Genomic DNA, 25,816 nt, shown 5'->3' with positions numbered 1-25,816 from the left:
AGCTCACCGCTTTTCTAAAAGGCACTGGGGGCGCGAGGTTATCTTAATTCGTCTGTTCTGGTGCTGCGGGTGCGGCCTCGGCCTTCGCTACCCTGAGCGGATTGAGGTCGGCATCGAAGTAGGCAACGCCGTCGTCGTTCTTCTCGCTGCTGGCGTAGGCGCGGGCAAGCAGGAGTAGTAACAGCCACTCCTCGTCATCAATGGCGGCGCGCGCCTGCTCGATGCTGCTAACCGAATCGGTGCCCCAGGCCAGGGGGCGGGGCTCAAAGTTCAGGTAGTACTCGCCTTCCTCATCACTACCCCCGAATAACGATACGCAGGGCACTTGCTCGCCTACTTGGGCGGGGTGTAGCGGCAGCTGTTCGATAACCACTTCCTTGGTTCCCCAGAAGACCGTCCCAGCCTCCGCCGTTTCGTCCTCGTCGCCGCTGGTGCGGATGTCGGTCACGCACAGCATCGTGAGCGGAGCAAGATTAGTGATGATGCCTGGAATCAGCAGCCCGTTGCGGTAGGCGTCGCCGCGGAGGGTTTGGGGGAGGCGAGCGGCAATGAATAGCACCGGCAACGATAATACAATCAGCAGGCTACCCCAGACAGGGTGCTCAAACCAGCACAGCGCAACGCCTGCCGCCAGTAGTGCCAGCCCGGCCGCGCCCCAGTTTTTCAGCAGGTTGCGGTAGCGCCGGTGGTAAATATCGTAGCGGCGCACTCTGCGCATGTCGGGCTCCAGGTTCACGGCCCGGGTAGCCACCGAGCCATTCAGAAATTGTCCAGGGTCGCCGATAGATCGTTCCATAGTAATAGTCGAGTTACTATATACGGCAACGGCTCCGGCTACTGCCGGGTTACCAGTCTGCATCTGTTTCCTTCCTGATTCCTACTCCTCCATGTCCAGCCAATCTACCACCCCCCGCGTCCTGGTCACGCCTGCCGCCGAAGCAACTATTGATGTGCTCCGCCAGGAAAACGGCCCCCTGATGTTTCACCAGAGCGGCGGCTGCTGCGACGGCTCCTCGCCCATGTGCTTTCAGGCCGGCGAGTTTCGGGTGGGTAGCAACGACGTGTGGCTGGGCCAGATCCATGGCTGCGACTTCTTTATGAGCGCCGCGCAGTTCGAGTACTGGAAGCACACCCAGCTCACCGTAGACGTTACCAAGGGTAGGGGCGCGAGCTTCTCGCTGGAAATTCCGTTGGGCGTCCGGTTCCTGATTCGTTCCCGTCTGTTTACGGAGGAGGAATCGGCAAACCTAGCACCAGTGTATGATGGGGAGGAATACGTAGCGCGGCCAGTAGCGAGCTGATTAAGTGGGGTAGGTACTGAGGAGATTATCCGTGTTTATACACAGGAAATCCGTACAATCCGGTAGAGAATTCCGTGTTTTTGCGTCGGTTTTGAGGGGGGAAGGCCGCGTATTGCTAGGGCGCTTCTCCTCGGAGGAGAGCAACCCCCATCTCTCACACCTCAACACCCTCGTAATGTTTTACCACGATAGACAACTCCAGTACAAGGTCCGGGTCGACAAACCTAATCCTGCATTTGCCCGCATGCTCCAGCAAGCCATTGGTGGCATCGAAGGCGAAATTCGGGTGTGCCTGCAGTACCTGTTCCAGGCCTGGGGTAGCCGCGGCCCGGAAAAGTACCGCAACATGCTGCTCGAAACCGGCACCGAGGAAATCAGCCACATCGAGATGCTGGCCACGGCCGTAGCACTCAACCTGGAAGGGGCTCCCACCAGCATGCAGGAAGAGTTTGCCAACGATAAAATGGTAGGTGCTATCATGGGCGGCATGGACCCGCGCCACATTCTGTCCTCGGGCATGGCTGCCCTGGCTACGGACTCCAACGGCGTACCGTTCAACGGCTCATGGGTGGTAGGCAGCGGCAACATTGTAGCCGATATGTACAGCAACGTGGCCGCCGAATCGACGGGCCGCGTGCTGGCTACCCGCCTCTGGCACATGACCGACGACGCTGGCATGAAGGATTTCCTTTCCTTCCTGATTGCCCGCGACACCATGCACCAAAATCAGTGGATGGCAGTAATTGAGGAAAACGGCGGCCTGCGCTCCATGCCCGTACCCAACAGCTTCCCGCAGAGCGAGGAAGTGCAAGGCTTCAACTACGCTTTCGTGAGCACCTACATCGGCTCCGACACCACCGAAGGAGGCCGCTGGACCCAGGGCCCCTCGCTGGATGGCCAGGGCGAGTTCCACGTAGAGAAGGCCGCTCCGCTGGGTGGCATTCCGAAACTGGCGCCGCCGGTACCCGGCGCTTTCGCTCAAAAGGAGCAAATGACGGCCGTGGATTCCCTCATCGGTACCGTTACCAGCAAGATTGAAGGCACACTGAGCGGTAGCGGCGGTACGCCTTCTACTGAAAGCTAATAGCGCCACGCTACTTGGCAACAACAAAAAGCCCCGGCCAGATGGTCGGGGCTTTTTGCGTAGAAAGAGAGGTAGGAAACTTCTGTGCCGAACAGATTTAAACCTAAAGACTAGGTTCCTTCTTCATCTGCGGGGACCTAGTTTTTAACTCTAGTTGCTGATTTTTACGGGTAAGCCTTCGAGCTGCACGTAGCTGAGCTTCCAGGCGTTTTTCTTGTTCTTCTTCCAGAGCAGAATGAAGTTGCCTTCGCCTTCGCCGCTGGGTTGGCCAGGAGCCTCGGGCAGCACTTCCGTGGAGAACGTACCAGCTTCGTAAGCCGTGTTGGCATCGGTACCCGAGCTGGTAGAGTAGAGCTTCAGATCAGCAATAGTGCCAAGGGTAGCGCGCACCCACTTATCCGATACTTCCGACTTGCCGTTGAAGCGGGTTGCGCCCTGGGCGTATTGCACGTCGTCGGCCAGCAGGGTATCGAGGGCGGCGGTATTCTTGGCGTTCCAGGCGCCAATAAACTGCTGGTTGAGGTTTTTGACATCGACGGCAGCAGCGGCATCGTCTTGCTTAGGCGCCGAGCAGGAGGCCAGCAGAGCGGCACTTCCGAGCAGAAAACCAAACAGAGGTTTCATGGGAACAGAGGTTAGGTGAGGCAGAACCGGGAGAAAAGCGAGGGAACAGAAAGCCCAGGCCCGGGGGCCTGGGCTTAGAAGCTACGGCAAAGAAACGGATTACCAGCTTTTGCGACGTACTTCCGAGGTAGGATAAGCGGCGTCGCGGGCACCGTAGTTGTTGTTGGGCAAATAAGCCGAGCTCATGGCCAGCGAGGTAGGAGCACCAGCCGGAGCGCCAAAGCTGTTCATCATGGCAGGAGCAGCAACGGCAGCCGGTACGGCAGCGGCAGCCAGGGCCGTGTTGTTAGATTTGGCTTTGGCAGCACCTTGGGCCAGGCCAGCACGGTAGGCGGCAGCGCGGCGCTGCTCGGCGCGGCGGGCGGCGGCTACGCGGGCAGCTTCGGCTTTGCGCTTGTTGTCGGCGTTCTTGCCAATAACATAGCCTAAGCCAGCGCCAGCGGCACCCCCCACGGCACCACCTACTACGCGGTTACGCTTGTTGATAATGGCACCAGCGGCGGCACCGCCCAGGCCACCAATTACGGCCCCTTTGGCGTGCGAGCTAATCTTACGATCCTGCGCAAAGCTGGTAGCAATGGCGGAGAAGAACATAACCAGGGCGAGAAGCAGACTTACCTTTTTCATGGCGAAGAGAAGTTTAGGTTCAGCGGGCCGGTTGATCAGCAGCCCTGAACTCAGTTTTACAAGCACCATGCCAATACGGGCAGAATATTGCGCGGGTTTAACCCAACAGTACCCGCATTCCTGGCCTTTCAGAGAGCTTCTCAAAAGCGCAAAAACATGACTTTACAGGCCGCTACTGCTATTTTTTCGTACAGCAGCCTATGGCTGAAAAATTTTTATTTCGCGTAGCTAAAAAAATTCCGCTGCCCGGATTAGGCGTGCTGCTGTTGCCGGCAGAGGAGGCGCCCGAGCTTCAAAAATTCGACTTGTACACGGCCCTGAAACTGCGGCTGCACTACCCCACCGGCGAAGCCGAAACCGCCATAGCTACCGTGGAAGAAATAACCAGTGCCCAGCTTCCGGAACTTCGGGGGCTGTTACTTACTCAGGAAGGAAGTACACCTGTACCAGTAGGCGCAGAAATATGGTGGCCGGGGGCCGAAGTAAGCTGGGAGGAACTGCTTTAGCGCAGCCAGCCCCCAGCCTCCAGCCAGTTTTGCAGGCGGTCCGTCCAATTGTCTTTGGTGGTGTTATTGACCATCCCGAAGCCATGGCCGCCCTGGGGGTAGAGGTGCATTTCTACGGGCACCTTGTGGTGCAGGCAAGCCTCATAAAAGACCAGGCTGTTCTGCACCTTCACGGTTTTGTCGTCCTGGGCGTGCACCAGGAAGGTAGGCGGGGTCTGGGCCGAAACCTGCAGTTCATTGGAATACAGGCGAATTTGGCTGGCGGCGGGCTTTTCGCCGATGAGGTTGGTGCGCGAGCCCGCGTGCATTAGCGTATCCGAGAAGCTAATAACAGGGTAGAGCAGCATCAGAAAATCGGGCCGTACGGAAGTCTTGTCCTTTGAGCTGCCAACGGGGGTAGCGAAGTGGGTGCCGGCCGTGGAAGCCAGGTGCCCACCGGCTGAAAAGCCCATTAGCCCTACCCGGGCCGGGCTCACGCCAAACTCCGTGGCGCGCTGCCGCACCAGCCGCAACGCCTGCTGGGCATCCAGGAGCGGCACAATGGACTTGTCGGTTTGGCTTGCGTCATTGGGTAGGCGATACTTCAGCACGAAAGCCGTGATGCCCATATCGGTTAGGCGCTTGGCTACGTCGTATCCCTCGTGGTCCATGGCCAGCCGAGCATAACCGCCACCAGGGCAGATAATAATGGCCGTACCGTTGGCTTTGGCCGGTTTGTAAACGGCAAGGGTAGGCTGCACTACCTGGGAAATGCGGATGCTGCCGTTGGCTTGCGTATCTACTACCTCTTGTACGCTGCTGGGCTTGGCGTTAGGCACGGCGCCGGGGTACAGGGGAATGACGGATTGCGTCTGGGCCATTAGTAGGGCAGAAGAAAGACTGAAAAGAAGCGTAAGCAGGTAGACGCGCATAAGCAGAAGAGGAATAGTCTGCCACGAATTACGCAGTTAGCAAGCCCGTAGCTGCTTTCTTCAGGGCAGCTGATTGCCCCCAGGCTTGTAGATGTTGGGCAACGGCTGCCGGTACGGGCCGGCTAGTACGGCTCTGCACATCGGCGTATCCTTCCAGCAGCTTGCGGGTGTTGCGCAGGGGCGTGGCCGAGGGCAGGAGGGGTAGCAACACTTCCAGCACTTGGCATACGGCATCATCTACCAGGGGGCTGATGGCGCGAGCCTGCGCTAGCGTATCGCTAAGACGCTGTACCGGTACAAAGCCCACCGACAGCAACTGACCTAGGTGTTGCCCCAGCGCGGCTGGCACGAGCCGGCCGGTATCAACAGAGGCCAGCAGGGCCTCCAGGGCTACTGCCCTACATGCAGGAGCAGAATGCGTAAGCCCCAGCGCCAGCAGCAAGGTAGCCGGCTCGCTGAATAGAGGGCCTGGTTCCAGTAGTGAATGCACCGCCGTTTGTACCACTTCCCGAGCCGTAGTATCTGCCTCATCGGTGCGGCAGCTCAGCCGAATCAAATGCCAGTATACTACGTCGGGGTTATTGGGGAACACGGAAAGCAGGAAGGGCAGCTCCAGTTGCAAGGAGAAAAGGGAATACCAATCAGTGGTCGACTTCGGGGGCTGTACATAGGTGGAATACAGCAGTAATTGGTTGGGCAGCCCCCGCGGCACCGGAGGCGTCTGCACCAAAAGCTCCTGCCACGTATTCGTTACTTCGGGTTTCTCTTTGTTCCAGCTTTGCTTGTAGGTGTGCGTTTTCTGCTCAAAGCGCCATTGGGGGAGCCAGGGCTGAGCCACACCGGGGTAGCTAGCCACGGCGGCCAGCTCCGGCAACTCCTGATAGGGCAGGCGCGTGCGGGCCGCTACTGCCCAAAGCCAGGGCAGGGCCTCCGCCAAGGAGAGCGAGGGTTCCGGGGCCGTGGTGCGTTTCAGAAACGGAATCAGCTTGCTCAGACGCTCGGTGAACTCGCGGGCCATGGGCTTGCTGGCAGTTGGGGCCGCAGGCGAGGGTAGGGCCGTGGGCTCAGGTTGAGGAGCCAGATACCATTCCAGCAGCGCACAAAGTTCAGGGTGCTGAAGCTGAGGTAGCAGCAGGCGAGCAGCAGCGGCATCGTCAGGAGCAGTGGCGGCGGTGCGGGTTAGGGCCAGGGCGAGGTCGGCGGGGGCGGGCTCTGCACCGGCTGCCTGGTAATCCAGAAGGCGCTGCACCAGCACCGAAGGGGCCACCCAGTACGGGGCGTGGCTTGGGGTGCTCAGCAGGGGTAGGGCTGGGGTGGCTGTTTGTAGTCGATGCTCCAAGTCCGCTAGCCGCGCCTGCTCCACCTGCAGCAGCGGGTCGGGGGCGCTGTATTGCTGGGCCTTTAGGTTGACGAGCGAAACGTTGAGCTGAGCGAACCCCTGGTACCAGCTAATCAGCAGCGCCGAAAGCAGCTCCCGGCGGCCCTGCCGAATCCCGCCGAAAGAGTAGGTGCGAAAGTATTCCTGGATTTCGTCGTCGGTTTTGTTTTTGAGCTCCGAGGAGGATATCCGCACCAGGTAGGGCCGCAGCTGCTGGGCGTAGTCGGCGGGGTAGTGGCCGCGCAGGTGTCCCAGGCCATCGAGCCACCGCTCCACGCTGGCGGGGCCATTGTGCTGCACCAACTCTCCCGTCAGGAAGAGTAGCTCGTGCCAGTCGCGCACCGGGGCAATGGCAGTAGCTGCCGAAATATCGGGGATGAAGCTGCTCGTCGGTGTGTAGGTACTAGCTAGCGGTGCAGAGTCGTCGGTTGAGGGTGCGCTTGTGCTTGTTAGGTAGGGCCCCAGCAGAGTGCGCGTAGCCGGTGTCAGCAGGTCAGTGTAGAGACTAATAGTGTCGGTCGTTTCCACTACCTCCTCCGCCGTCAGCAACGGTTTCTTGGCTCCGAGAATAGCTTTCAACAGCTTACCTGCCCGCTCCTGCACGCTGGCATCGGCGTTGGTAAGGGCAGTGGTGCTGAGTCGGCTGAGGGTGGCCGCCAGGGTAGGGTCTTGTTTCAGAAGCTTCTCCAGGCCACTGAACAGTGCCCGGAGGCCAGTCTTCAGGTCTTGGCGGGTAACCAGAGCGTCGGCGTAGAGCAGCAGCGCAGCGGTATCAAACTCCGGCTGCGTCCAGAATTCTTTGAGCTGGTCAAGTGCGAAATTGATGACCAATGGCAGCGGGTGAGCCAGCAGATCAATTAATTCCGTCTGCCGGGCCAGGCGCTCTTCAGGTGTTGGGTGCAAGGCCAGAAACAGATTCTTGAACCACGTCAGCAAGGGCCGCCGGAAGTCGCGGCGCAGGGCCAGCAAGCAGCGCGTAAGCACCTCCGACCGGTTCAGGTGGCCAGAAGCAACCAGCTGTGGCAGCAGCGTAAGCCAGTTTACTAACTGTCGGTCTTTTCCGCTGATGGTGCTGTCAGAGTCCACCATGCTGTCGTAATCGAATAGCAGGAGCAAGTCGCGCTGCAGCAGGGTGGTGTCGGCACGGAGGTCGTGCAGAATCTGCTGGTCGTAGCCGTCAATATCGGTTTTCTTATACGTGTTGCGCAGCCAGTTATAGCGGGTTAGCTGGTGGGCAACCGATTGAGTAAACAGCCAGGGGTCGTGGGCGAGTAGGCCGCGGTTTTCCAGCTCACGCAGCTGCTTGTAAGATATAACAGCCCACTGATTTGCACGGGTAAGCCGTACCAGCCACTCCGCCAGCCACTCGGGCCGGGCCTGTTCTAGTATGGTGATAAAATGCTGCTGGTGGCCCTGCGGGTCGGGGCCCCGGTCCGACAGATGCCAGGGCAGCGAGAAGCTACGAGCTTGGGCTTCCTTGCGCGAGTACGTTGCTAGGCCCGCGAAAAACAGCATCATCTGTTGCTCCTGCGTAAGCTGGTGACGATACTGCCACTGGCCCGGCTTTACCTCGGTGTTCACATAGCGGTCAAGCTCCCGGAGCAGACTTTTCGTTTTCTGCCGGACTGGTACAATGTCGGATTTGCCCAGCGCCCCCAGAAACGGCACCAACTCCCGGCAGCTTTGGTGGCGAATGATGTGCTCGAAGGTTTCAACAGTAGTCATAGAATAGCAGGAGGTACGCAGCGAAAGGAAGAAGGCGAGGCGGAGCCTTGGCCCCGACAACAGGGGTAGGAGGATATTACACGAATTGCATCTGAGCCGCCAGAATGTGCTTGCAAGGGCCGCGCTGCCCCTGGTGCTCACTAAACCAAGTGCACGTGCACTGGGGTGGCTGTGCCCCACCTACCAGCACCGTGTGCCACACGCCCGTGCCCCGCACCCGCGCTTCGGTGCGCCCGCCTTCGCCCACACCAATTAGCTGCACCCCATCGGCGGCGGCCAGCAAAGCCCGGGCATTTTTTAGGCGCGGGTTCAGGCTCAGGATTCGTTGGGTTTTGAAGGGTAGGCGGCGGTAGAAATAATGGTTTTCGGCCAAGTCGAAGCCCAGCAGGCCCATGGCCGAAAGACTGGCGCACAGCTTATCCACGGTGGCCGGGTCGAGGCCATTTTCGAGGGCGAACAGGGTAGGGTTGAAGGTTTCGTTGCCCCGGAACAGGTTGTTGGCGCCAGCAATCCACTCAGTGGGCAGTTCTTCCATCAGGGCATCCAGCTGGTTGCCTTCGCCGGAAAAGCCGCGCCACACATCCGCCGACAACGCCAGCACAAATTGTTGCCCGCCGCCCAGCTCCAGCACAAACGCTGAGGCTTGCCCATCAGGGGTGGCGTACACGCGCAGGGCTTCGCACAGGGGTAGCAGCCCCTCCAGGAGCCGCAGCCGGTGCGCCCCGCCTACCCGCACGGCCCCCGCCGTAGCCACTGGCGAGAAGCTGGGTCGCGGGCCGCGCAATACCAGAAAAACGTCGGTTTTGGCGCTACCAGCGGGTAGGCCTTGTACCAGTTGCACGGCCTGTACGCGGGTCATGCGCAGCTTTTCCTCCATGAGGGCCAGGTAGGCCTGTACGGCTGTAAGGCCCTTAATCCAGCGTTCCGGCAGGGCTACTTTGCGCTCCGTCACGCGGCCCTCGGCCCGCTCCAGCACTACCTCTTTTTCGCCCACCGACAGCAGCACCGGCTCGGTGCGCGAAATGCGGGCCAGGGCATTCACCATAGGCTCGTTGAAATCGACGTTGGTGGTGCCGCTGCTCAGGAACTCTCCGTCCAACGCATCGGGCCCCAAATCAAGGCGGGCGTACACCCCGTTGCATGAGGAAAAAGCCTCGAAGCGCAGCAAGCCTGCTCCCGCCGTCACGATAGGGTCGCGGAGAGCGGCACTCTGGGGCACGAACCGTGAGGCAACTACTTTAGCTAATGTGCTTAGTCCGCGTGCAGCCAGCCAGGAGTTGCGCAGCCTACCCCAAAAAAAGCAGGAAGTCCCCGACTCTATAGCATCTTCAGCAAAGGCAGATAATAATAACGCATTGCCCTCGGGACGGGCTTCCAGCGCGGAAGGACGGGTGTAAGCATAAGCAAAATCAGACATGCGAAGTAGGGTTTTATGATTGCCTCAAGTTCGGAAATCTATATAATGTATACTAATATTTTTAGCATAAGGTTGTGTCTATTTAGTCCTCGCTTGGCTATTGTTTTTAGTAGTGCAAAAGGGGTAAGCAGTTCACTCAGAAGAATTATTTGATGATAAATATTGCCGATGGTAAGGTAGCTAAAGATGCTATAGACGGCTGTGGGCTAGTTGTAACTAAACGCAAACGAAAAGCCCCAGTAGAACCGACAGCTCAAATTGAGAGTGTCAGTTTCACTGGGGCTTTGTCTTGCTACAGGCAAACGTATACTGTAGCTAGAGTCGTTTAGGCGGGGCTGGGCACGGGGGAGTGGTTTCCTTCACCAGGGCCTTCTTCTTGAGGGCCGCCGTGTTCTTCGTCGGGCTTGTAGTTAGCTTCCAACTCGGCCAGCTTCTCCTTACCATAGGCAAAGCGCGTGATAAGCACGTAGAGCACCGGCACGATGAAGATAGCCAGTAGCGTAGCCGAGAGCATACCACCCAACACCGTCCAGCCGATGGTCTGGCGGCTTTGAGCACCAGCGCCGGAGGCAAACACCAGCGGCAGTACGCCCAGAATGAAGGCCAGCGAAGTCATGACGATGGGGCGCAGGCGCAGACGCACGGCTTCCAGGGTAGCATCTACCAGCGGCATGCCCTTGTCTACCCGTTCCTTGGCGAATTCAATAATCAGAATGGCGTTTTTGGCCGACAAACCAATCAGCGTAATCAGACCAATCTGGGCGTAGACGTTGTTGGTAAGCTTGGGCAGGAAAATCAGAGCCAGAATAGCGCCGAACGCACCCAGCGGCACGGCCAGCAGCACCGAGAAGGGCACCGACCAGCTTTCATACAGCGCCGCCAGGAACAGGAACACGAAGGTGAGCGACAAGGCGAAAATGTAAATCGTCTGGCCACCTGCTAACTGCTCTTCCCGGCTCAGCCCCGAGAACTCGAAGCCATAGCCCGCCGGCAGCGACTGTGCAGCCGTTTCCTGCAGAGCCTTGATGGCGTCGCCGGAGGAGTAGCCGGGGGCCGCGTTACCGTTGATTTCCGCCGAGCGGAACAGATTGTAGTGCGAAATAAGCGGGGCCGATTCGGTGCGCTGGTAGCTGGTGAGCGTGCTCAGCGGCACCATGCCGCCCTGGCTGTTGCGCACGTAGTACTGGCCCAGGTTGCTGATATCGGCGCGGTACATGGAGTCGGCCTGGGTTACTACCCTAAAGTTTCGGCCGTACACCGTGAAGTCGTTTACGTAGGACGAGCCCAGGTAAGTGCGCAGGGCCGTACCGATATCCGAAATCGAAACGCCCAGCTTCTTGGCTTTTTCGCGGTCAATAGTCAGCTGGTAGCCGGGCGTGTTGGCCGTGAAGAAGGAGAAGGGACCCGTAATTTCGGGGCGCTTGCGCAGGGCTCCGAGGAAGTTCTGGAGTTGGGCATCGAAGTTCTTGATGTCGCCGCCGGCCTCGCGTTCCTGCAGAATAAAGGAGAAGCCCCCCGTGTTGCCCAGGCCCGGAATAGCCGGCGGCGAAATCACAACGATGTTGGCTTCCTTCAAGTGGCTCAGGCGCTGCTGAATGGTCGCAATCAGGCCCTGAAGCTGCAGCTTTTCGTCTTTGCGCTCTTCCCAGGGCTGCAGCTGGCAGAATACCGTACCGCTGTTCGACTTAGAGGAGAAGTTAACCGCGTTTAGGCCGCCCAGGCCCGCGTAGTGGCGGATGCCTTTAATCTGGCCTAGCTCCTTCATAATGGCGTTTAGCGTGTTCACGGTGCGCTCCGTGGAGGAGGCTTCGGGCAGGTTGAAGGTGATAATTACCCGGCCCTCGTCTTCCGTCGGGATAAAGCCGCCGGGCTTCTTGGCGAACAGCAGGCCAGTGCCGGCCACAATGCACACCAGAATAACCACCACGAAGCGGGAGTGCTTGATGCCGCGCTGTACGCCCTTACCGTACTTGCTGGTCACGCGGTCAAACCACGCGTTGAACTTAAAGAAGAACTTGTCCAGGCCTTTCGACTCCTCGTTGCGCTTATGGGGCTTGAGCAGCAACACGCACAAAGCCGGAGTAAGCGAAAGCGCCACGAAAGCCGAGATAATCACGGAAATGGCGATGGTAATAGCGAACTGCTGGTACAGGCGCCCCGTGATACCGGGAATGAAACCTACCGGCACGAATACAGCGGCCAGAATCAGGGCAATGGCAATAACCGGGGCCGAAATCTCGCGCATGGCCGTTAGGGTAGCGTCCAGGGGATTCATGCCGCGCTCGTTCATGTTGTGCTCCACAGCCTCCACCACCACAATGGCATCATCGACCACAATACCAATGGCCAGCACAAAGCCGAACATGGTCAGGGTGTTGATGGTGAAGCCCAGCGGGATAAACATGATGAACGTGCCGATGATGGACACCGGAATAGCCAGCACCGGAATCAGGGTGGAGCGCCAGCTTTGCAGGAACAGGAACACCACAATAATTACCAGTACCAGGGCTTCTACCAGCGTGTGCAGCACTTCCTCAATCGACACTTTTACAACCGAAGCGGCTTCGAAAGGCACTACGTAGTCGAGGTCGGCGGGGAACTGCTTTTTCAGCTGGGCCATGGTGCCCAGCACGTTCTCGTAGGTTTCGAGGGCGTTGGCCCCGGGGGCTTGGTACACCAGCAGGTAGGCGGCGCGCTTGCCGTCCACGAAGGAGTTGTTGGCGTAGTTGAACTTGCCCAGCTCCAGGCGGGCCACATCTTTCAGATACACCACGGAGCCGTCTTCGGGCCGGGTTTTCACGATGACGTTGCCGAACTCCTCGGTGTCGGTGAGGCGGCCTTTCACGAAGACGATGTACTCAAACGTCTGGCCGGTTTGGGCGGGCGGGGCTCCAATGGAGCCGGCCGCAATCTGGGCGTTCTGCTCCTGAATAGCGGCCGTTACTTCCTGGGCCGTTACGCCTAGTTGGGAAAGCTTGTCGGGGTTCAGCCACACGCGCATCGAGAAGTCGTCGGCGCGGCTCACAATATCGCCTACCCCCTTGGTGCGCAGCAAGGCGTCCTTGATGAAGACGTTGGCGTAGTTGTCGAGGAAGGTAGTGTTGTGCGAGCCCTTGGGCGCGTAGAGGGCCACCAGCATCAGGATGCTGGGGTTACGCTTGCGCACCACCAGGCCCAGGCGCTGTACTTCCTGGGGCAGGGTAGGCTGGGCAATGCCCACGCGGTTCTGCACGTCGAGAGCCGCAATGTTGATGTCGGTGCCTACCTCGAAGTTCACCGTCATGCTCATCTGCCCGTTGCTGGTGCTGTTGCTTTGCAGGTAGGTCATGCCCGGGGTGCCGTTCACCTGCACTTCCACGGGCGTGGCCACGGTCTGCTCCACGGTCTGGGCGTCGGCACCGGTATAGGTGCCGCTCACCGATACGGTGGGGGGCGTAATTTCCGGATACTGCCCCACGGGCAGGTTCAGGATGGCCAGCACCCCCACCAGCACAATCACCAAGGAGGTGACAATGGCGGTAACGGGGCGCCGGATAAAGGTTTCTGCAATCATATCAGAGGAAATAGATGCGCTGCTTGGATGAAAGCCCGAGCCGGACTAACTCACCTCCTGGGGAAGGAGAGGTGGCTGCTTTAGTAAAGTGAAAAACCAGAGCCAGTAACTCGTTTGCCGAGAGGTGCTACCCTTGGCCCGGCTGCTTGGAGCGCAGAAAGTGCCGTGGAGAAAAGCAGGCTGCTAGCTCTGGCCCAGAATTATTTGGCGCCTCCGCCCGCAGCTGGGGCACCGGCACCGCCCTGGCCCGAGGCTCCGGCCTGGCCGGGGGCACCCGTCTGAATCTGACCGCCGTCGCGCAGGCGCTGCAGGCCTTCTGTTACTACCTGGTCGTTTTCTTTAATGCCACTGATAATCACAACTTGGTCGCGCAGGCGCGGACCCAGCTGCACTTTGCGCTGGTAGGCCTTGCTGCTGTCGCCGGCCACAAACACGAAGTTTTCACCCATTTGCTCGGTCACGGCTTTGTAGGGAATCACGATGCGGCGGCCCGACTGCCGGTTGAGCACGCGCAGCACCGTGCTCATGCCGTCCTTGAGCTGGCGCTGCGGGTTGCTGAACTGCACCCGAATCTGAACGGTACCAGTCTGCTGGTTCACGCCCCGGTCGATGGCCAGAATCTTACCGGGCTGCTCGTAGCGGGTGCCATCGGGTAGCACCAAGCGGAAAGTAGAGTCGCTGGCGCTGCCGCTGTTTTGGCGCTGCAGATCAGTGAAGCGGGTAAGGTCCGACTCGGTAATGACAAAGTCTACGCCCATCGGGTCTTCGCCGCTGATGGTGTTGAGCAAGGTAGAGCCGGGACTTACCTGGGAGCCCAAACGCACCTGCGAAATTCCAATACGGCCGGTAAATGGCGCTTTGATCAGGGAGTAATCCAGGTCGGTGCGGGCGGCGGCTACGTTGGCCTGAGCTACGCCTACCTGAGCCTGGGCCGTAGCGTAGTTGGTGCGGGCATTGTCCACAATCTGGCGGGCCACGGCGTCCTGCTCCAGCAGCCGCTCGTAGCGGTTCAGGTTTACCTGGGCGTTCTGCACGGTAGCCTGAGTGCTGCGCAGGCCTGCCAGCGCCTGCTGGTACGCGGCCTGGTACTTGCGCCGGTCAATTTCATACAGGGTTTTGCCCTTCTGCACCACGTCGCCTTCCTTGAAAAAGATGCCCGTGATAAAGCCCGCTACCTGACTGCGCAGCTCCACGTTGTTGATGGCGACGACAGTAGCTGGGTACTCATCGTAATACACGGCATCCGTTACGCGGGCCGTGGTTAGGGTAACGGGCGTAGCAGGCGGCGGGCCGGCCGGTTTTTCGGCCTCTTTGTTGCCGCAGCTGGCAACGGCCAGCAGGCCCGCGGCATACGACAAAACAAGAAAAGTCTTCTTCATATCAGGTATTTTCAGAGAGCTCAGCAGCTAGGCCTCCGAGCTTAGAAGGAAGGCGGGGAATAAGGGGAGCGAGCATTAGAAAGCCCGGGACTGGTAGAGCAGGCAGCCAGTACAAGCGCGCTACCCTATGAGTGGTCAGTAAGAGGTAGCTAAGTTGCCCTGGGCCCGCAGCAAATCCACCTTGCTGCTCAGCACCTGAAACAGGGCGCTGTAGTAGTTAAGCTGAGCCGTGCGAAGGGTGGTTTGGGCCACAATCACATCGAGGTAGGTTTTGATGCCTTCCCGGTACTGCAGGTTTACTACTGAGTACACTTCTTTGGACAGGGCCAGGTTGCGCTGCCCGATGAGGTAGTCCATGTAGTAGCCTTTGTAGCTGGCCAGGGCTTGCTCAAACTCGGTGTTGATGCGGTTGCGGGTGGCCAGGATGTCCTGGTCGATGCGCTGGTCGGTGAGCCGCTCGCGGCGCAGGTTTTGCAGGCGCCGCGTACCCTGGAAAATGGGCAGGCTCAACTGCAGACCAGCATAGGAGTTGGGGAAGCGCTGGCTGTACAGGTCGCCGAAGTTGTTGTTCTGGAATACCGCGTTGTAGTTGCCGAAGGCCGACACGGACGGCAGGAACCCCCAGCGGTAGTAGCTGATCTGGGCCGATTGCAGCGCCTTTTGGGTTTGCAGCTGCTGTAGCTCAATGCGGTTGGTAGGGTCCAGGACCACGGCCGTATCTACTACCGCGTCTTGCATCAGCCGCACCGTGTCGTACTGCAGGGTTAGGGGCTGCTGCCCGCTCAAGCCCATCAACTCGCGCAGGTAGGCCGATTTCGCCTTAATGGCTTCCTGGGCCTGCTTGCGGGCCGCAATAGAGTTGTTAAGCAGAATTTCGGCCTGTTTGTAGTCGGTTTTATCAACAATGCCGGCTTCGTAGCGGGCCCGGGCATCCTGGAGACTGCGCTGCAGGCGCACAATGTCCTCGTTGAGCACATCGAGCTGGCGCTGGGAAAGCAGCACGTCGTAGAAAGCCTTGCTGACATCCGTCACTACATCAATGCGTACGCCCGTGGTGTTCTGCTGGTAGAACTGCCGCGAAGGCCGCGCCGTGCGCAGGGCCAGGCGCACATCGTTGTTGTACAGGGCCTGGGTAGCCGATAAGCCTACCGTGGAGGTGTTGCGCAAGCCAATCTGACGGGGCACGCTTACCCCATCGGCGTTTGGAAACACGGTGTAGGGTAGCTGGAAATAATGCTGCCCGGTGGCATTGAGGCCCACCTGCGGTAACCAGCCCGCCAACCCGATGCGGATAGTGGCTTCGTTGGTTTCTTCATCAATGCGGGCCTGGCGCAGCACCGGCTGGTTTTGCAAGGCGTACTGCAGGCACTGCTCCAGCGTAAGCTGGCTGGGAGGCGGCGGAGGGGAGGTAGGTTGGGCTTGCAGCCAGGCCGGAGCAAGCAGCAACAGCCCAAGCAACAGTCGGAGCACCCGTTTCATCTGTTTCATATCCTAGGTAAAGCAGCTACCGCACAGTGTATGTAGCTTAACACGCTACAGGCTGCGTAGAGGCAGGCTGTATTCCAAACATCAGGCGCAAGGACACCCGGAATGCCCGGCCCGCTGCCTGATGATGATGTAATTCTGTGAAAAAATAAAGGGCGTTCTGATTATCAGGGTGGTACCGTCCAGACTTCTTCCGGAAGAATACAACCATGCTTCTGGCGCTCCAAGGCAGGTAAACCAGGGCAACACCAAAAGGTTGTGGCCGCCGAATAAAATAATAGGCTACCCCCGCCCCGGCCGCCAACCCAGCGCCCATGCACAGCCCAGCTCTAGAAAAACACTGCCCGCGGGCTGGCTTTAGAGGCGCAGGAAGGGATACCCATTATTCTAGCTCCGTGACGGTAACAACCACATCGGCATTGCGGCCGTGGTCATCGGCACAGGAAATCTTGAGCTGACCAGCCGGCGGCCGGATAAAGACCCGTTCGGTGGCCGCCGCCGTGCGCACAAACCGGTCGTTGACATACCAGTGTACCTGCCGAACCTCGCTGTCGGTAGTACAGCTGAGCAGAAGCTGCTGCTGCTCGCGGGCATTGAGCACATATTCCGTGTTGGCAGTAGGCGAGGTAATGGACGGGGCCCGTTCGGCCCCGCCCCGCACCAGCTGGCATTGTGGATTGTGCGGGGGTAGGCGGCGGTACGGAATTCCCTGTGCCTCCTTGTAAGCGGCCACTTCGGGGAGCAAATTGGGGTAGAGCTCCCGCCGATACCCGGCCGCCGGGGCGCAGGCCCGGCAGTAGGTAAAGCTACCGTCGGCCGAAACGAGTACCTCGCGCTGGTGCTGGCAGCGCTGCCCACTGCTTCTGTTCGGCAGAAAGTAGTCGATGATTTGATTGGGGCAATTTTCGCCCGGCACCAGCCCGCTTTCGGCGCATACCAGCCGGAAGTCCAGCGTGGCGGGTGGCACAAACCAATCGTTGGGCGAGTTGTAGGCCAGGGCATTGAACAGGTCGAAGAGCAGGGGCGTGGCTACGTCGGAACCGGTGAGGGCCGGGCTGCCCTGGCCGCTGAAGTTGCCCACCCACACCCCAATGGTGTACTGCCGGTTATAGCCGATACTCCAGGCGTCGCGGCGGCCGTAGCTGGTGCCGGTTTTCCAGGCTACCTTGGGCAGGCGCATACTACTGGCCGCGTTCAGGGGTAGGTCGGGGCGGGTAAGCTGGCTGAGGATGTCGGTGGTCAGGAACGCCGCCGCCGGCGAAACCAGGGCGGTAGTCGCCTCCCCAGGCGGCTTTCTTTCCGGGGATGAAGTCAGGTGCAGCGCGGTGTGTTGGCCGCCGTCGGCCAGCGTCACGTACAGGTTCGTGAGTTCCTCTAGGGTAGCGCCGCAGCCCCCCAGAATACTGCTGAGGCCCAGGCGCGCGCGGTTACGGGTTACGTTTTGAAAACCGGCCTGGCGGAGCTTATCGGTGAAGGTGGGCACGCCGAGCTGGTTAAGTACGCGCACGGCCGGAATGTTGAGCGAGTAGGCCAGGGCCCGTTCCAGCGTCACCTCACCGTTGCAGTGCTTGTCGAAGTTTTCGGGGCGGTAGCCCTGGAAGTTGGTCGGCACATCGGGCAGCAGCAGCTTGGGCGTTACTAGGCCGCGGTCCAGGGCCAGCGCGTACAGAAACGGCTTGAGCGTGCTACCCGGCGAGCGGACGGCCACTACCCCATCGTTCTGGCCCTGGCTGCCGAAGTCGCGAAAATCGGCCGAGCCCACGTAGGCTTCTACCTGCCGGGTGCGGTTGTTCACTACCAGCACGGCGGCCTGGGTAATGCCCAGCTCGTGGAGGCGGCGCACGTAGTTGCGGGTCAGGTCTTCGGCCTTGCTCTGCTTGCTGCGGTGCAGCGAGGAACGAATAATAGCCTGCCGCGGAAACTGCCGCACCAGCCGCCGCGAGAGGTGGGGCGCCAGCGTGGGCGCCGCGTGGCGCTGTACGTCCAGGGGTTCCAGCAAAGCATCCTCTACATCCTGCTGGGGGAAAAGCCCGGCTTCCCCGAACCGTTTCAGCCACCGGTTGCGCTCCTGCAACACAGCGGCGTTGTTGCGGCCCAGCACCAGCCCCCGCGGACGGTTCGGGATGATGGCCAGCGTTACGGTTTGGGCCAGAGACAGGTAGTCGGGAGGCTGCTGGAAGTAGAGCAGAGCCGCCGACTTCACGCCTTCCACGTTGCCGCCGTAGGGCACTAGGTTTAGGTAGAGCTGCAGAATCTCATCCTTGCTGTAATGGGCTTCCAGCTGCATAGCGCGCAGCATTTCCAGCAGCTTGTTGCCGAAGGTGCGCTCCTTCGGCTCCAGCAGCCGCGCCACCTGCATGGTAATGGTGCTGGCCCCGGTGGTGCGCCCCTTGCCAAACGCGTTGCGCCCCGCCGCCTGCACCAATGCTACGGGGTTCACGCCGAAATGCCACCGAAACCACCGGTCTTCCTTCTCGATAATAGCCTTGCGCAGCACGGGCGTAATCTCGCGCAGCTCCGTTTTCATCCGCCACTTTTGGGTGGGGTTGAGGTAGGCGTGCAGCACTGTGCCGTCGGATGTCAGTACAATGGGCGAGTACTGGGGAGTAGGCGGCAGCGGAAATGCCAGGTCAAGGGCCCACGCTACCGCCAAGGCCAGTACCACTCCTGCAATGATTGTTGATGCGCGTTTCATGCGGCCCGCCCGCCAACGACATAGAGCCGTTGTTCAGGGGTAGCAAGATAGAAAGCCGACGGCGGTAGTACCGCTTTTATCGGGGCGGCTCGGGTACTTCTACCTCCAGCTCAAAGTCGCGCTTGGGCGGGGCTTCGTTGTTGGTGGCGTTGCGGTAGAGAAAGCGCAGGGTGGTTTTGCCGGGGTTCAGGGCCTGAAACTGAAATGTAACGTCTTCTGCGCTGCCTGCTTTGGCTTTCTTTTTCGGCTTCTTTGCCGGCGCGGCGGACGGGGGCGTAATCAGCTGGATGACGTTATCGGCAATGGGCATTACCTCCCACTGATACTGCGAGCCAGCGGTATTATCCAGCCGAATAGCCAGCTGGTCGCCCTTGTTCACCTTTACGCGGCTGTGGTTGCCGTACTCCGTGATGTTCACGTTTTTGGCCACGCCGGGCTTATCAATGGTAACAAATACGTGGAAAAAGCCGCCCAGCGTGGAGTAGCCCGTGCCCGGCTGGGCCGACACTAAGGCTAAGTCAAGGCCACCCGTGCCTACGGCCTGAAAGTGAATTTCGAAGGTAGCCGGCGCACCCGGTACACCGCTGCTCAGGCCCGGCAGCACATTTGTGGTCGTTACCGTCAGCTGCCCCGGGTACGCTTGGGTCAGGCGCCAGCCAAAGCGGGGCGAAATCGTTGGCAAGCGAATCGTCAGTTGGTCGCCTACGTTCAGTTGCACCTGCTTGCCGTTATCATTGGCATTGAGAGTCACAATGTCGGCCTGGACTACGGTAGGCATCATGAAAGCCGCCCCGAGCAGAGCCAGCATCGAAAGGCGCAGAAGTACGAGGGCAGTAAGTGAAGTCCGGTTCATATAGCGCACGGTAGTGGAGGTAGGCAACAGCAGCGCAGCCGGCTACTTACCAAGTGCCGGCTGCGTGAAAAGCGGTTAGAAGTGTACGCGTGCTGGGTGGAAAGGCTGCAGTTGAGCTGCTTAATAAGTCTCGGACTGCTATTCGCGGGTTACATTTCGTGTATCCTGTAGCGCACCACTTTACCATTGCTGAATTGTATAGACAACGCGTCGCCATCAATAGGAACTGCTTTAGGAAACATGCCTATATAGTATTCCCAACCATTTTCAAATTGATAGTCCGGCTTGCCTAATAGCTTAATAACTTCTGCCTCCGTAAGACCATCAAGTTGGTGTGATGCTTGGAGGTCTTCGACCATCTCGTAGCGCTTAGGCAAAGTAGATGCCCATCTATTTGGGTCAAAGTCGCGGTGAGGATAGTAGAAGTAGAAATACAGCGCGAGTTGAAATCCAGCCACGCACAAGAAAGGCGTAGTTACAGCCGCTATGCCAATGGAAACTCCAGTAGAGTGCTGTTGCATCGGCCAGAACCGGCTAATTATTGTCCGCACAGCTGCATACACTGATATAGCCACCGGCAGTGCGAGCAATAAAACAATGAAGTAGAAAAGGATATTGTCCCAAGCCATTAGTTTGAAATATAAATGGTTGGCCGAATTAAATATTACCGCACCCGCACCACGCCGCTGCCGGCGTAGCTGTGATATTCGGCGTTGTACATGGCATCGGCGCTGACGGGACCGAGCTTGAAGGTGCCTTTGCTCACAGCGCGGCAGAGGTAGTAGAACGACTTGGCCGTGGGCGTAGCGGTAGTAAACAGGTTAATCCGGTCGTCGCGCACGTCGAGGTAGTCGGGTTGGGCGGCGTCTTTGGCCCAGGTCAGGTCGCGGACGGCCCCAATGCGTGGGTTCTCGATTTCCAAGCCGGCGGGCAGTAGGTCCGTAATGGCCACGTTCTTGACTTCACCCGCGGTTTCAGCTGACTGGATGGTGATTTTGACAACTACCAGGTCATTTTGCTTGAAGCTAGTGCTGCCCACGGGCGCGCCGTTGCGGTCCAGGAACTGGCGGCGCACTTGCAGGTAGGCGTCTTCCTCGCGCACCTGGCCGGTGGGCGAAATGCCTTCCGTTTCCCAGAAGTAGTAAAGGCTGCCTTTGCCGCTGGTGCGCAGCTGCAGCTGGCGGTTAGCCACGTTGCTTACCGTGAGGTCTTTGCCCGAGAAGTTGCCAATGGCCTTGCCATCGGCCAGCAGGCTGGCTACTACCGTGCTGCCGGCATTCTTCTTCGCCAGCTTACCCAGTGCTAGTAAGGCAAATGACCGTTCCTGCGTATTGAGCCAGTAGGCTTGCTTTACCTGGCGGCTGAGCTGACGGGCCAGGGTATTTACCTGCGGGTTGGCGGGGTCGGCGGCGAGCAGGGCATTAAGCACCAGGGCTTCGTCGCGGATGGGGGAGGAGAAGGCCCCGTCGAGCTGGCGGCCGGCAATGCTGGGCGATGCGCCGAAGCGGGTGGGCACCGTGCTTTGGTAGCCGCGCTGGTTGCCGCTCAGGGCGAAGGCCGCTGCCAGCAGGTAGCGCGAATCTTCGGCGAGCTGGGGACGGTTGGCTTTGTAGTAGTTCAGGCCCACAGCATCGGGGCGGCCGGCCAGGGCCAGCACGTAGAGGGAGTAGGCCACTTCCTTTTTGGCCAGCGTCACGGGCTGAATCACGCCACCGGTCTGGATGATATTGTAGGTGTCGGTTTCGCGCTTGCGCACCCGGGCTTGCAGGTAGCGCAGTACTCTATCGAGTACATTCTTGTTCACCTCGAAGCCGGCTTGCTGGGCTTCCAGCAGGAAGTGGGCGGCGTAGGTGGTGGACCACCAGTTGTCGTAGTCGCCGCCGGGCCAGTAGCTGAGGGAGCCGTTGTACATCTGCTGGGCTTCCACCTTCCGGATGGCTTCCTGCACGTGGTAGTTGGGGTTGAATAGGCCTGCTTTGCCAGGCTTGCCGGTTTTCTGGCCTAGCGTGGCGGCCAAATCACCGTAGTACAGCTGCGGGAAAGCGGCCGACACAGTTTGCTCCAGGCAGCCATAGGGGTATTGCAGCAGGTAGCGCAGGTCCTTGGCAAACTCCGTCATCGGCGAGCGGCTCACCACCAGCTGGCTCCGCAACGACGAGGGCAGAAAGTCGGTCCGCAGATTCAACTGCTGAGCCGCGCCGCCCGCTACCACACCCGCCCCCGTGCGCTTCTGCAGCGGCGAAGCAGGGCGGATGGGTAGTTCGATGGTTTCGGTGAAGGTTTCATTAGTACCGTTAGTTTTTACAGAAACGGTTACTAAACCTACTCCTAGGCCACTCGCTTCAATATGAAACTGCACTCGAGCTTCCGAATTAGGCTTTAGAGTTTCAGTTATATCGTTGAGAATTGGTGTTAATACCGATACCTCTCCACTTACCTTATCAGTTCTATAGATAGATTTTTGCTTAGGTATTTTTAAGAGTGAATTGTATTTCAGGGTAATAACAGCATTCATAGGCTTCCCTGTCGTGTTCGTCAGCGTTACGGGCACGTCAATGGTGTCGCCGGGGCTGAGGAAGCGGGAGAGGGCAGTGCTGATGACTACTGGGTCGGCGACGCGCATGGTGTGCTCGGCGGAACCGAAGGCGTCGTTCTTGTAGGCCACGGCCATGATGCGCACGGCCCCGCTGAACTGGGGCACTTGCAGCTTGTAGCGCACTTTGCCGCTGGCATCGGCGGTGAGCACGCCGCTCCATTTAGCGAGCAGCTTTACGCGGCGGTTGGGCACGGGCGTGGTGCGGCGCGAGAGGTCGTAGCCGTCGCCGCCGGTGCTGCTGGTCCCGAGTTCGGGCAGCAGGAAGGGGTAGACATCGTAGGCTTGTACTTCCAGGGCGCGCTTCTGGTAGAAGTAGCCGTAGGGGTCGGGCGTGCGGTAGTCCTTCATCTGCAGGATGCCCTCGTCCACCATAGCCAGCGTCACCTGGGCGCCAGGGGCGGTGGTAACTTCAATGGTCTGAGCAGTTTGGGAGCGGCTTTGCGCGGGCGCTTTAATGGCCACTTGCAGCTTGGCGCCGGGCTTTTCTACCGTGAGCGGCACAAAGCCGCGGGCCACCGTGAGGGGTAGGCGGTTGTCCTTGATTTCGCGGATGGCAGTGGCCGTTACGTACACGTTGGGCACATGGCCCGCGCGAATCGGTACGTCCACCTTGGCCGATTTCTCATCGGTGTTTACGTAGAAGTGGTCGAGCACGCGGTTGCGCTCCACGGTCACGAGCACGCGGCCGGGGAAGGGCGTTTTCAGCAGCAGGTGGGCCACGTCGCCGGGCTCGTATTTGGCCTTGTCGGCCTCAATGGTTACCTCGCCCTCGTTGTTCACCTCGAAGGAGTTGCTCTGGGTGTCGCCGTAGCCGTAGGCGTACACGCGCCGAGCTACGTAGGTAACGGCTCCGGGCCGGGAAACCCGGATTTCGTACTCGCCGGAGTAAGTGGGCGAGAAGCCGAGGTTGGCCTCGGCGTTACTACCGCCATACACCGGAATGGTGCGGTTGAGCACTACCTGCTCCCGCTTCTGCGAGTTGTAGATGTAGCGGCCCCCCTGGCGCTCAATCACCGTTTCCCAGAGCAGGCGCACAATGCGTACCTGGGCCTGCGCCTGGGCGGGCTTGCCGGCTGGGGTAAGGGCCACCAGCTGCACGGCCAGGGGCTTGCCGGTGCTCACCAACTCATCGGGGCTCTTGACCCCGAACAGCACCGACTGGGTTTGCACCTCGAAGGTAGCCAGGCGGTTCACGGGGCGGCCAGTTTCGTCGAATACGGTGGTGAAAGCCGCGCCTTCCAGGGTTCCTAAGTCGGTGTAGTCGGGTACCTCGTAGGTAGCGGTGCCACGGCCAGCAGCATCGGTGGTGCCTTCGCGGGTAGTCTTCTCGAACCGGTCAGAGAGTGGGGTAGATTCCTGGTCGCCGTAGGAGCCACGCCGCCGCTCGCCGCTGTTGATAGCGAAGGTGTACTGCTCAAAGCCTTTAGGGTTGAAGGCTTTTTCCTTAAGCGAAAACTCTACCTCAAACTTGCGGTCGGCGGCGGGCGGACCAAACAGGTTTTGGGCCGTAATCTGGGCGGAAACAGCCTGGCCGGGCTTCACCACCGTGCGGTCGGTTTTTACCGTCACCTTCATACGGTCCGGGATGAATTCCTCCACCGAAATCTGGCGCGAAGTCAGCAGCACATCGTTACCGGTCAGCACTTCCATCGTGTAGAGGCCCGTCATCACGGCGGGGGGTAGCAGGAAGCGCGCCTCGAAGGAGCCGGCCGCGTTCAGGGTTTTCTGTAGGCTGGCGTACTCCTTGCCGGTAGGCAGCAGCAACCGGATTTTTACCGGGAGGCCTTTAGGCGGCGCCTGCCAATCTTCGGTCCGGATGACGGTGTTGGTCTGGATGGTATCGCCGGGGCGGTACAGGTCCCGGTCGCCGTAGAGGAAGGCTTGGTAGCGGGCGGCGTTGCTTTGTAGGCCACCCACCTCGAAGCGGGAGGTTTCTACGCGGCTGCGGCTCAGGTCGAGGAAAGTGAAGTCGTTGCCCTGCTGGGCCATCACCATGCCCAGCCGGAAGCGGCCGTTCTGGGCGGTGCTATCGAATTTCGCTACCCCCTCACCGTTGGTCAGGCCGGTGCCCATTACCTGGTTGTTGGTGCTGATAAAGCGCATTTCCACCCCGCTCAGGGCTTTGGCATTGCGGATGGAGTTGGCAAATACCAGCGTACTACCGGCCTTGCCCTGCTTTACAATCAGCCCGATATCCGACACGGCCACCAGCTTGCTCACCTGCAGCCACTGGCGCTCCGTATCCTGCACTTTGATAATGTAGAGGCCCTTCAGGCCGCCGGAAAACTCCAGGTCCTTGAGGTTCAGATTCAGCAGCCGCAGCCCCTGCGCCTTCGGCAGCCCCGACACCGTGTAGGTGCGCTCCGTGAGTACGTTGCCCAGGTTCTCCACGTCGTAGTACTGGTAGGAGCGGTCCACGTATTCGCCGTTTTCGTCCTGTTCCTCTTCGCCTTCCGATTCTTCGCCCTCGTAGCCGGGGTAGCCGTACTGGGTACCGCCGCGCAACAGCTGCTGAATGTTGTTGGCGTAGACTTTGGCAATGGTCACCTTCACCTGGCCTACCTCATTGATGCGCACGCCCAGGTTGCGGGAGCCCAACGCATCGAGGTACATGGCCTTCTCGGCGCTGGCAAAGCTGATGGTCGGGCGCTCATCGGAGAAGCTCACCGTCTGGGTGAAATCCTCGCCCAGATGGCCGCCTAAGCTGCCGCGCAGCCCCTGGCGCAAGCTCACCTGGTAGCTTTTGCCTACCTCGAAACCGCCCTTAAGGCGGAAGCCGCTTTCCAACTCCTCCACCTCGTAGGCCACCTGCGGCGACACCGACAGAGCATTTTGCAAATCGCCCGTGGTTACCGGCTGGTTGGTCAGGATGGTGATGACCGGGTCAGCTGACTGCAGAGTGCCGGTGATGGAGCGCACCTCCAGCGCCTCCGGGTCGGGCACCTGCACTTGCTTTTCGTAGTCGGCGGTAGATGCCTGGTCGCTGCCCTGGGCGCGCAGTCCCTGAGCCAGTGCCACCGTGAGCGGGCTACCCGGGCGCACCTGTTGGTTCAGGCTCACGCGCACCACCTGACCCGGCTCCCCGCTTACCTCGAAGGCCACGGGCTGCCCGTCCTGGGTTACGCGCAGCAGGGGCTTCACATCGGCGGGCTTTACGCTGTAGTTGAAGGGTAGCTCCACCCGCATTTCGGCCGTGCCCGCCGCCCGCTCCGAGCGGCCCCAGAACGCCTGCGGCTCCTGCAGCTGCAGGTAGGGCGTGTGAAATTTCTGGCGGTTCTCGGGTAGCTCCACGCCCTGCTTGCCTTCCGGCAGGGCCTCTTTGCGTAGCGTGGCCGTGAAGGCGGTGCTGGGCTTAAAGGGGGTGCTGGGAGAGAAAATCAGTTCTCTATCCGATGTCCACTTGAACTTGCCGCGCATGGCCGGCTCGAACGTTACTACCTGCACCGTATCCCACCGGTCCTGCTGCTCGGGGCTGGCTACGGCATCCGCAAACTGAAACACCAGATTCTGGTACGGGTCAATTTCCTCGCCGTTGGGGTCCGAAGTGGCATCAGAGCCCGACTTAGAGCAAGCACATAGCAAAGCCAGCAGCACCAGCAGCGGCAGGCGAGAAAGGGTGCGGGAAAGCATGGATAGGAAGGAGGTAGAAAGGACGCCGGAAGGTATAGAAAAACGGCGTTTT

General features: G+C 59.8%; 16 protein-coding genes. 3 read left to right on the top strand and 13 right to left on the bottom strand.

The features are described 5' to 3' along the window. Nucleotides 1–43 precede the first annotated feature (43 nt). Nucleotides 44–796 (bottom strand): DUF3239 domain-containing protein, encoded by a 753-nt coding sequence (locus K3G63_RS17555; protein ID WP_220615422.1) that lies wholly within the window; start codon nucleotides 794–796, stop codon nucleotides 44–46. Between the two features lie 91 nt (nucleotides 797–887). Here K3G63_RS17555 and K3G63_RS17550 point away from each other — a divergent pair, with 91 nt between their 5' ends. Continuing rightward, on the top strand, nucleotides 888–1,301 hold the full coding sequence (locus K3G63_RS17550) for a DUF779 domain-containing protein (RefSeq protein WP_220615421.1): 414 nt from the start codon (nucleotides 888–890) through the stop codon (nucleotides 1,299–1,301). A gap of 175 nt (nucleotides 1,302–1,476) precedes the next feature. After that, nucleotides 1,477–2,385, top strand: a complete 909-nt coding sequence (locus tag K3G63_RS17545; protein WP_220615420.1) for a manganese catalase family protein — start codon at nucleotides 1,477–1,479, stop codon at nucleotides 2,383–2,385. 150 nt (nucleotides 2,386–2,535) lie between these two features. Here the strand turns inward: K3G63_RS17545 and K3G63_RS17540 are convergent, their stop codons facing one another. Beyond that, on the bottom strand, nucleotides 2,536–3,009 hold the full coding sequence (locus K3G63_RS17540) for a nuclear transport factor 2 family protein (protein ID WP_220615419.1): 474 nt from the start codon (nucleotides 3,007–3,009) through the stop codon (nucleotides 2,536–2,538). A 99-nt stretch (nucleotides 3,010–3,108) separates the two neighbouring features. Then, nucleotides 3,109–3,636 carry a YMGG-like glycine zipper-containing protein gene (locus K3G63_RS17535; protein WP_220615418.1) on the bottom strand — a complete coding sequence of 176 codons (528 nt, stop codon included), beginning with the start codon at nucleotides 3,634–3,636 and terminating at the stop codon, nucleotides 3,109–3,111. 200 nt (nucleotides 3,637–3,836) lie between these two features. On the opposite strand from K3G63_RS17535, the gene K3G63_RS17530 reads away from it, so the two are divergent. Next, nucleotides 3,837–4,142, top strand: a complete 306-nt coding sequence (locus tag K3G63_RS17530; protein ID WP_220615417.1) for a hypothetical protein — start codon at nucleotides 3,837–3,839, stop codon at nucleotides 4,140–4,142. Here K3G63_RS17530 and K3G63_RS17525 read toward each other — a convergent pair. From K3G63_RS17525 to K3G63_RS17480, 10 genes are all read right to left on the bottom strand, one after another. Further along, nucleotides 4,139–5,002: an alpha/beta hydrolase gene (locus K3G63_RS17525; RefSeq protein ID WP_259404542.1), complete on the bottom strand. Its 864-nt coding sequence runs from the start codon at nucleotides 5,000–5,002 to the stop codon at nucleotides 4,139–4,141. The genes K3G63_RS17530 and K3G63_RS17525 overlap by 4 nt on opposite strands. A 79-nt stretch (nucleotides 5,003–5,081) precedes the next feature. Next, nucleotides 5,082–8,156 (bottom strand): DUF6493 family protein, encoded by a 3,075-nt coding sequence (locus K3G63_RS17520; protein WP_220615415.1) that lies wholly within the window; start codon nucleotides 8,154–8,156, stop codon nucleotides 5,082–5,084. A gap of 76 nt (nucleotides 8,157–8,232) precedes the next feature. After that, nucleotides 8,233–9,573: an SWIM zinc finger family protein gene (locus K3G63_RS17515; RefSeq protein WP_220615414.1), complete on the bottom strand. Its 1,341-nt coding sequence runs from the start codon at nucleotides 9,571–9,573 to the stop codon at nucleotides 8,233–8,235. Between the two features lie 325 nt (nucleotides 9,574–9,898). After that, the gene (locus tag K3G63_RS17510) at nucleotides 9,899–13,126 is read right to left on the bottom strand and encodes an efflux RND transporter permease subunit (protein WP_220615413.1); all 3,228 of its coding nucleotides are present in this window, start codon (nucleotides 13,124–13,126) and stop codon (nucleotides 9,899–9,901) included. Nucleotides 13,127–13,326: 200 nt separating this feature from the next. Continuing rightward, nucleotides 13,327–14,505 carry an efflux RND transporter periplasmic adaptor subunit gene (locus K3G63_RS17505; protein ID WP_220615412.1) on the bottom strand — a complete coding sequence of 393 codons (1,179 nt, stop codon included), beginning with the start codon at nucleotides 14,503–14,505 and terminating at the stop codon, nucleotides 13,327–13,329. Between the two features lie 135 nt (nucleotides 14,506–14,640). Beyond that, nucleotides 14,641–15,993 (bottom strand): TolC family protein, encoded by a 1,353-nt coding sequence (locus tag K3G63_RS17500; protein ID WP_220615411.1) that lies wholly within the window; start codon nucleotides 15,991–15,993, stop codon nucleotides 14,641–14,643. Nucleotides 15,994–16,372: 379 nt separating this feature from the next. Further along, nucleotides 16,373–18,685: a penicillin-binding protein 1C gene (gene pbpC / locus K3G63_RS17495; protein WP_220615410.1), complete on the bottom strand. Its 2,313-nt coding sequence runs from the start codon at nucleotides 18,683–18,685 to the stop codon at nucleotides 16,373–16,375. A 76-nt stretch (nucleotides 18,686–18,761) separates the two neighbouring features. Next, nucleotides 18,762–19,538, bottom strand: a complete 777-nt coding sequence (locus K3G63_RS17490) for a protease inhibitor I42 family protein (protein ID WP_220615409.1) — start codon at nucleotides 19,536–19,538, stop codon at nucleotides 18,762–18,764. A gap of 149 nt (nucleotides 19,539–19,687) precedes the next feature. Continuing rightward, nucleotides 19,688–20,167, bottom strand: coding sequence for a hypothetical protein (locus K3G63_RS17485; protein WP_220615408.1), 480 nt, complete (start codon nucleotides 20,165–20,167; stop codon nucleotides 19,688–19,690). 35 nt (nucleotides 20,168–20,202) lie between these two features. Next, entirely contained in the window at nucleotides 20,203–25,764 is a 5,562-nt protein-coding gene (locus tag K3G63_RS17480) for an alpha-2-macroglobulin (RefSeq protein WP_220615407.1), read from the bottom strand. Nucleotides 25,765–25,816 lie beyond the last annotated feature (52 nt).

It is taken from the genome of Hymenobacter sp. HSC-4F20 (genome assembly GCF_019599275.1).
Lineage (GTDB): Bacteria > Bacteroidota > Bacteroidia > Cytophagales > Hymenobacteraceae > Hymenobacter.
Note: the sequence above shows the minus strand (reverse complement) of the source record. Positions and strands in the feature narration are given on the sequence as shown.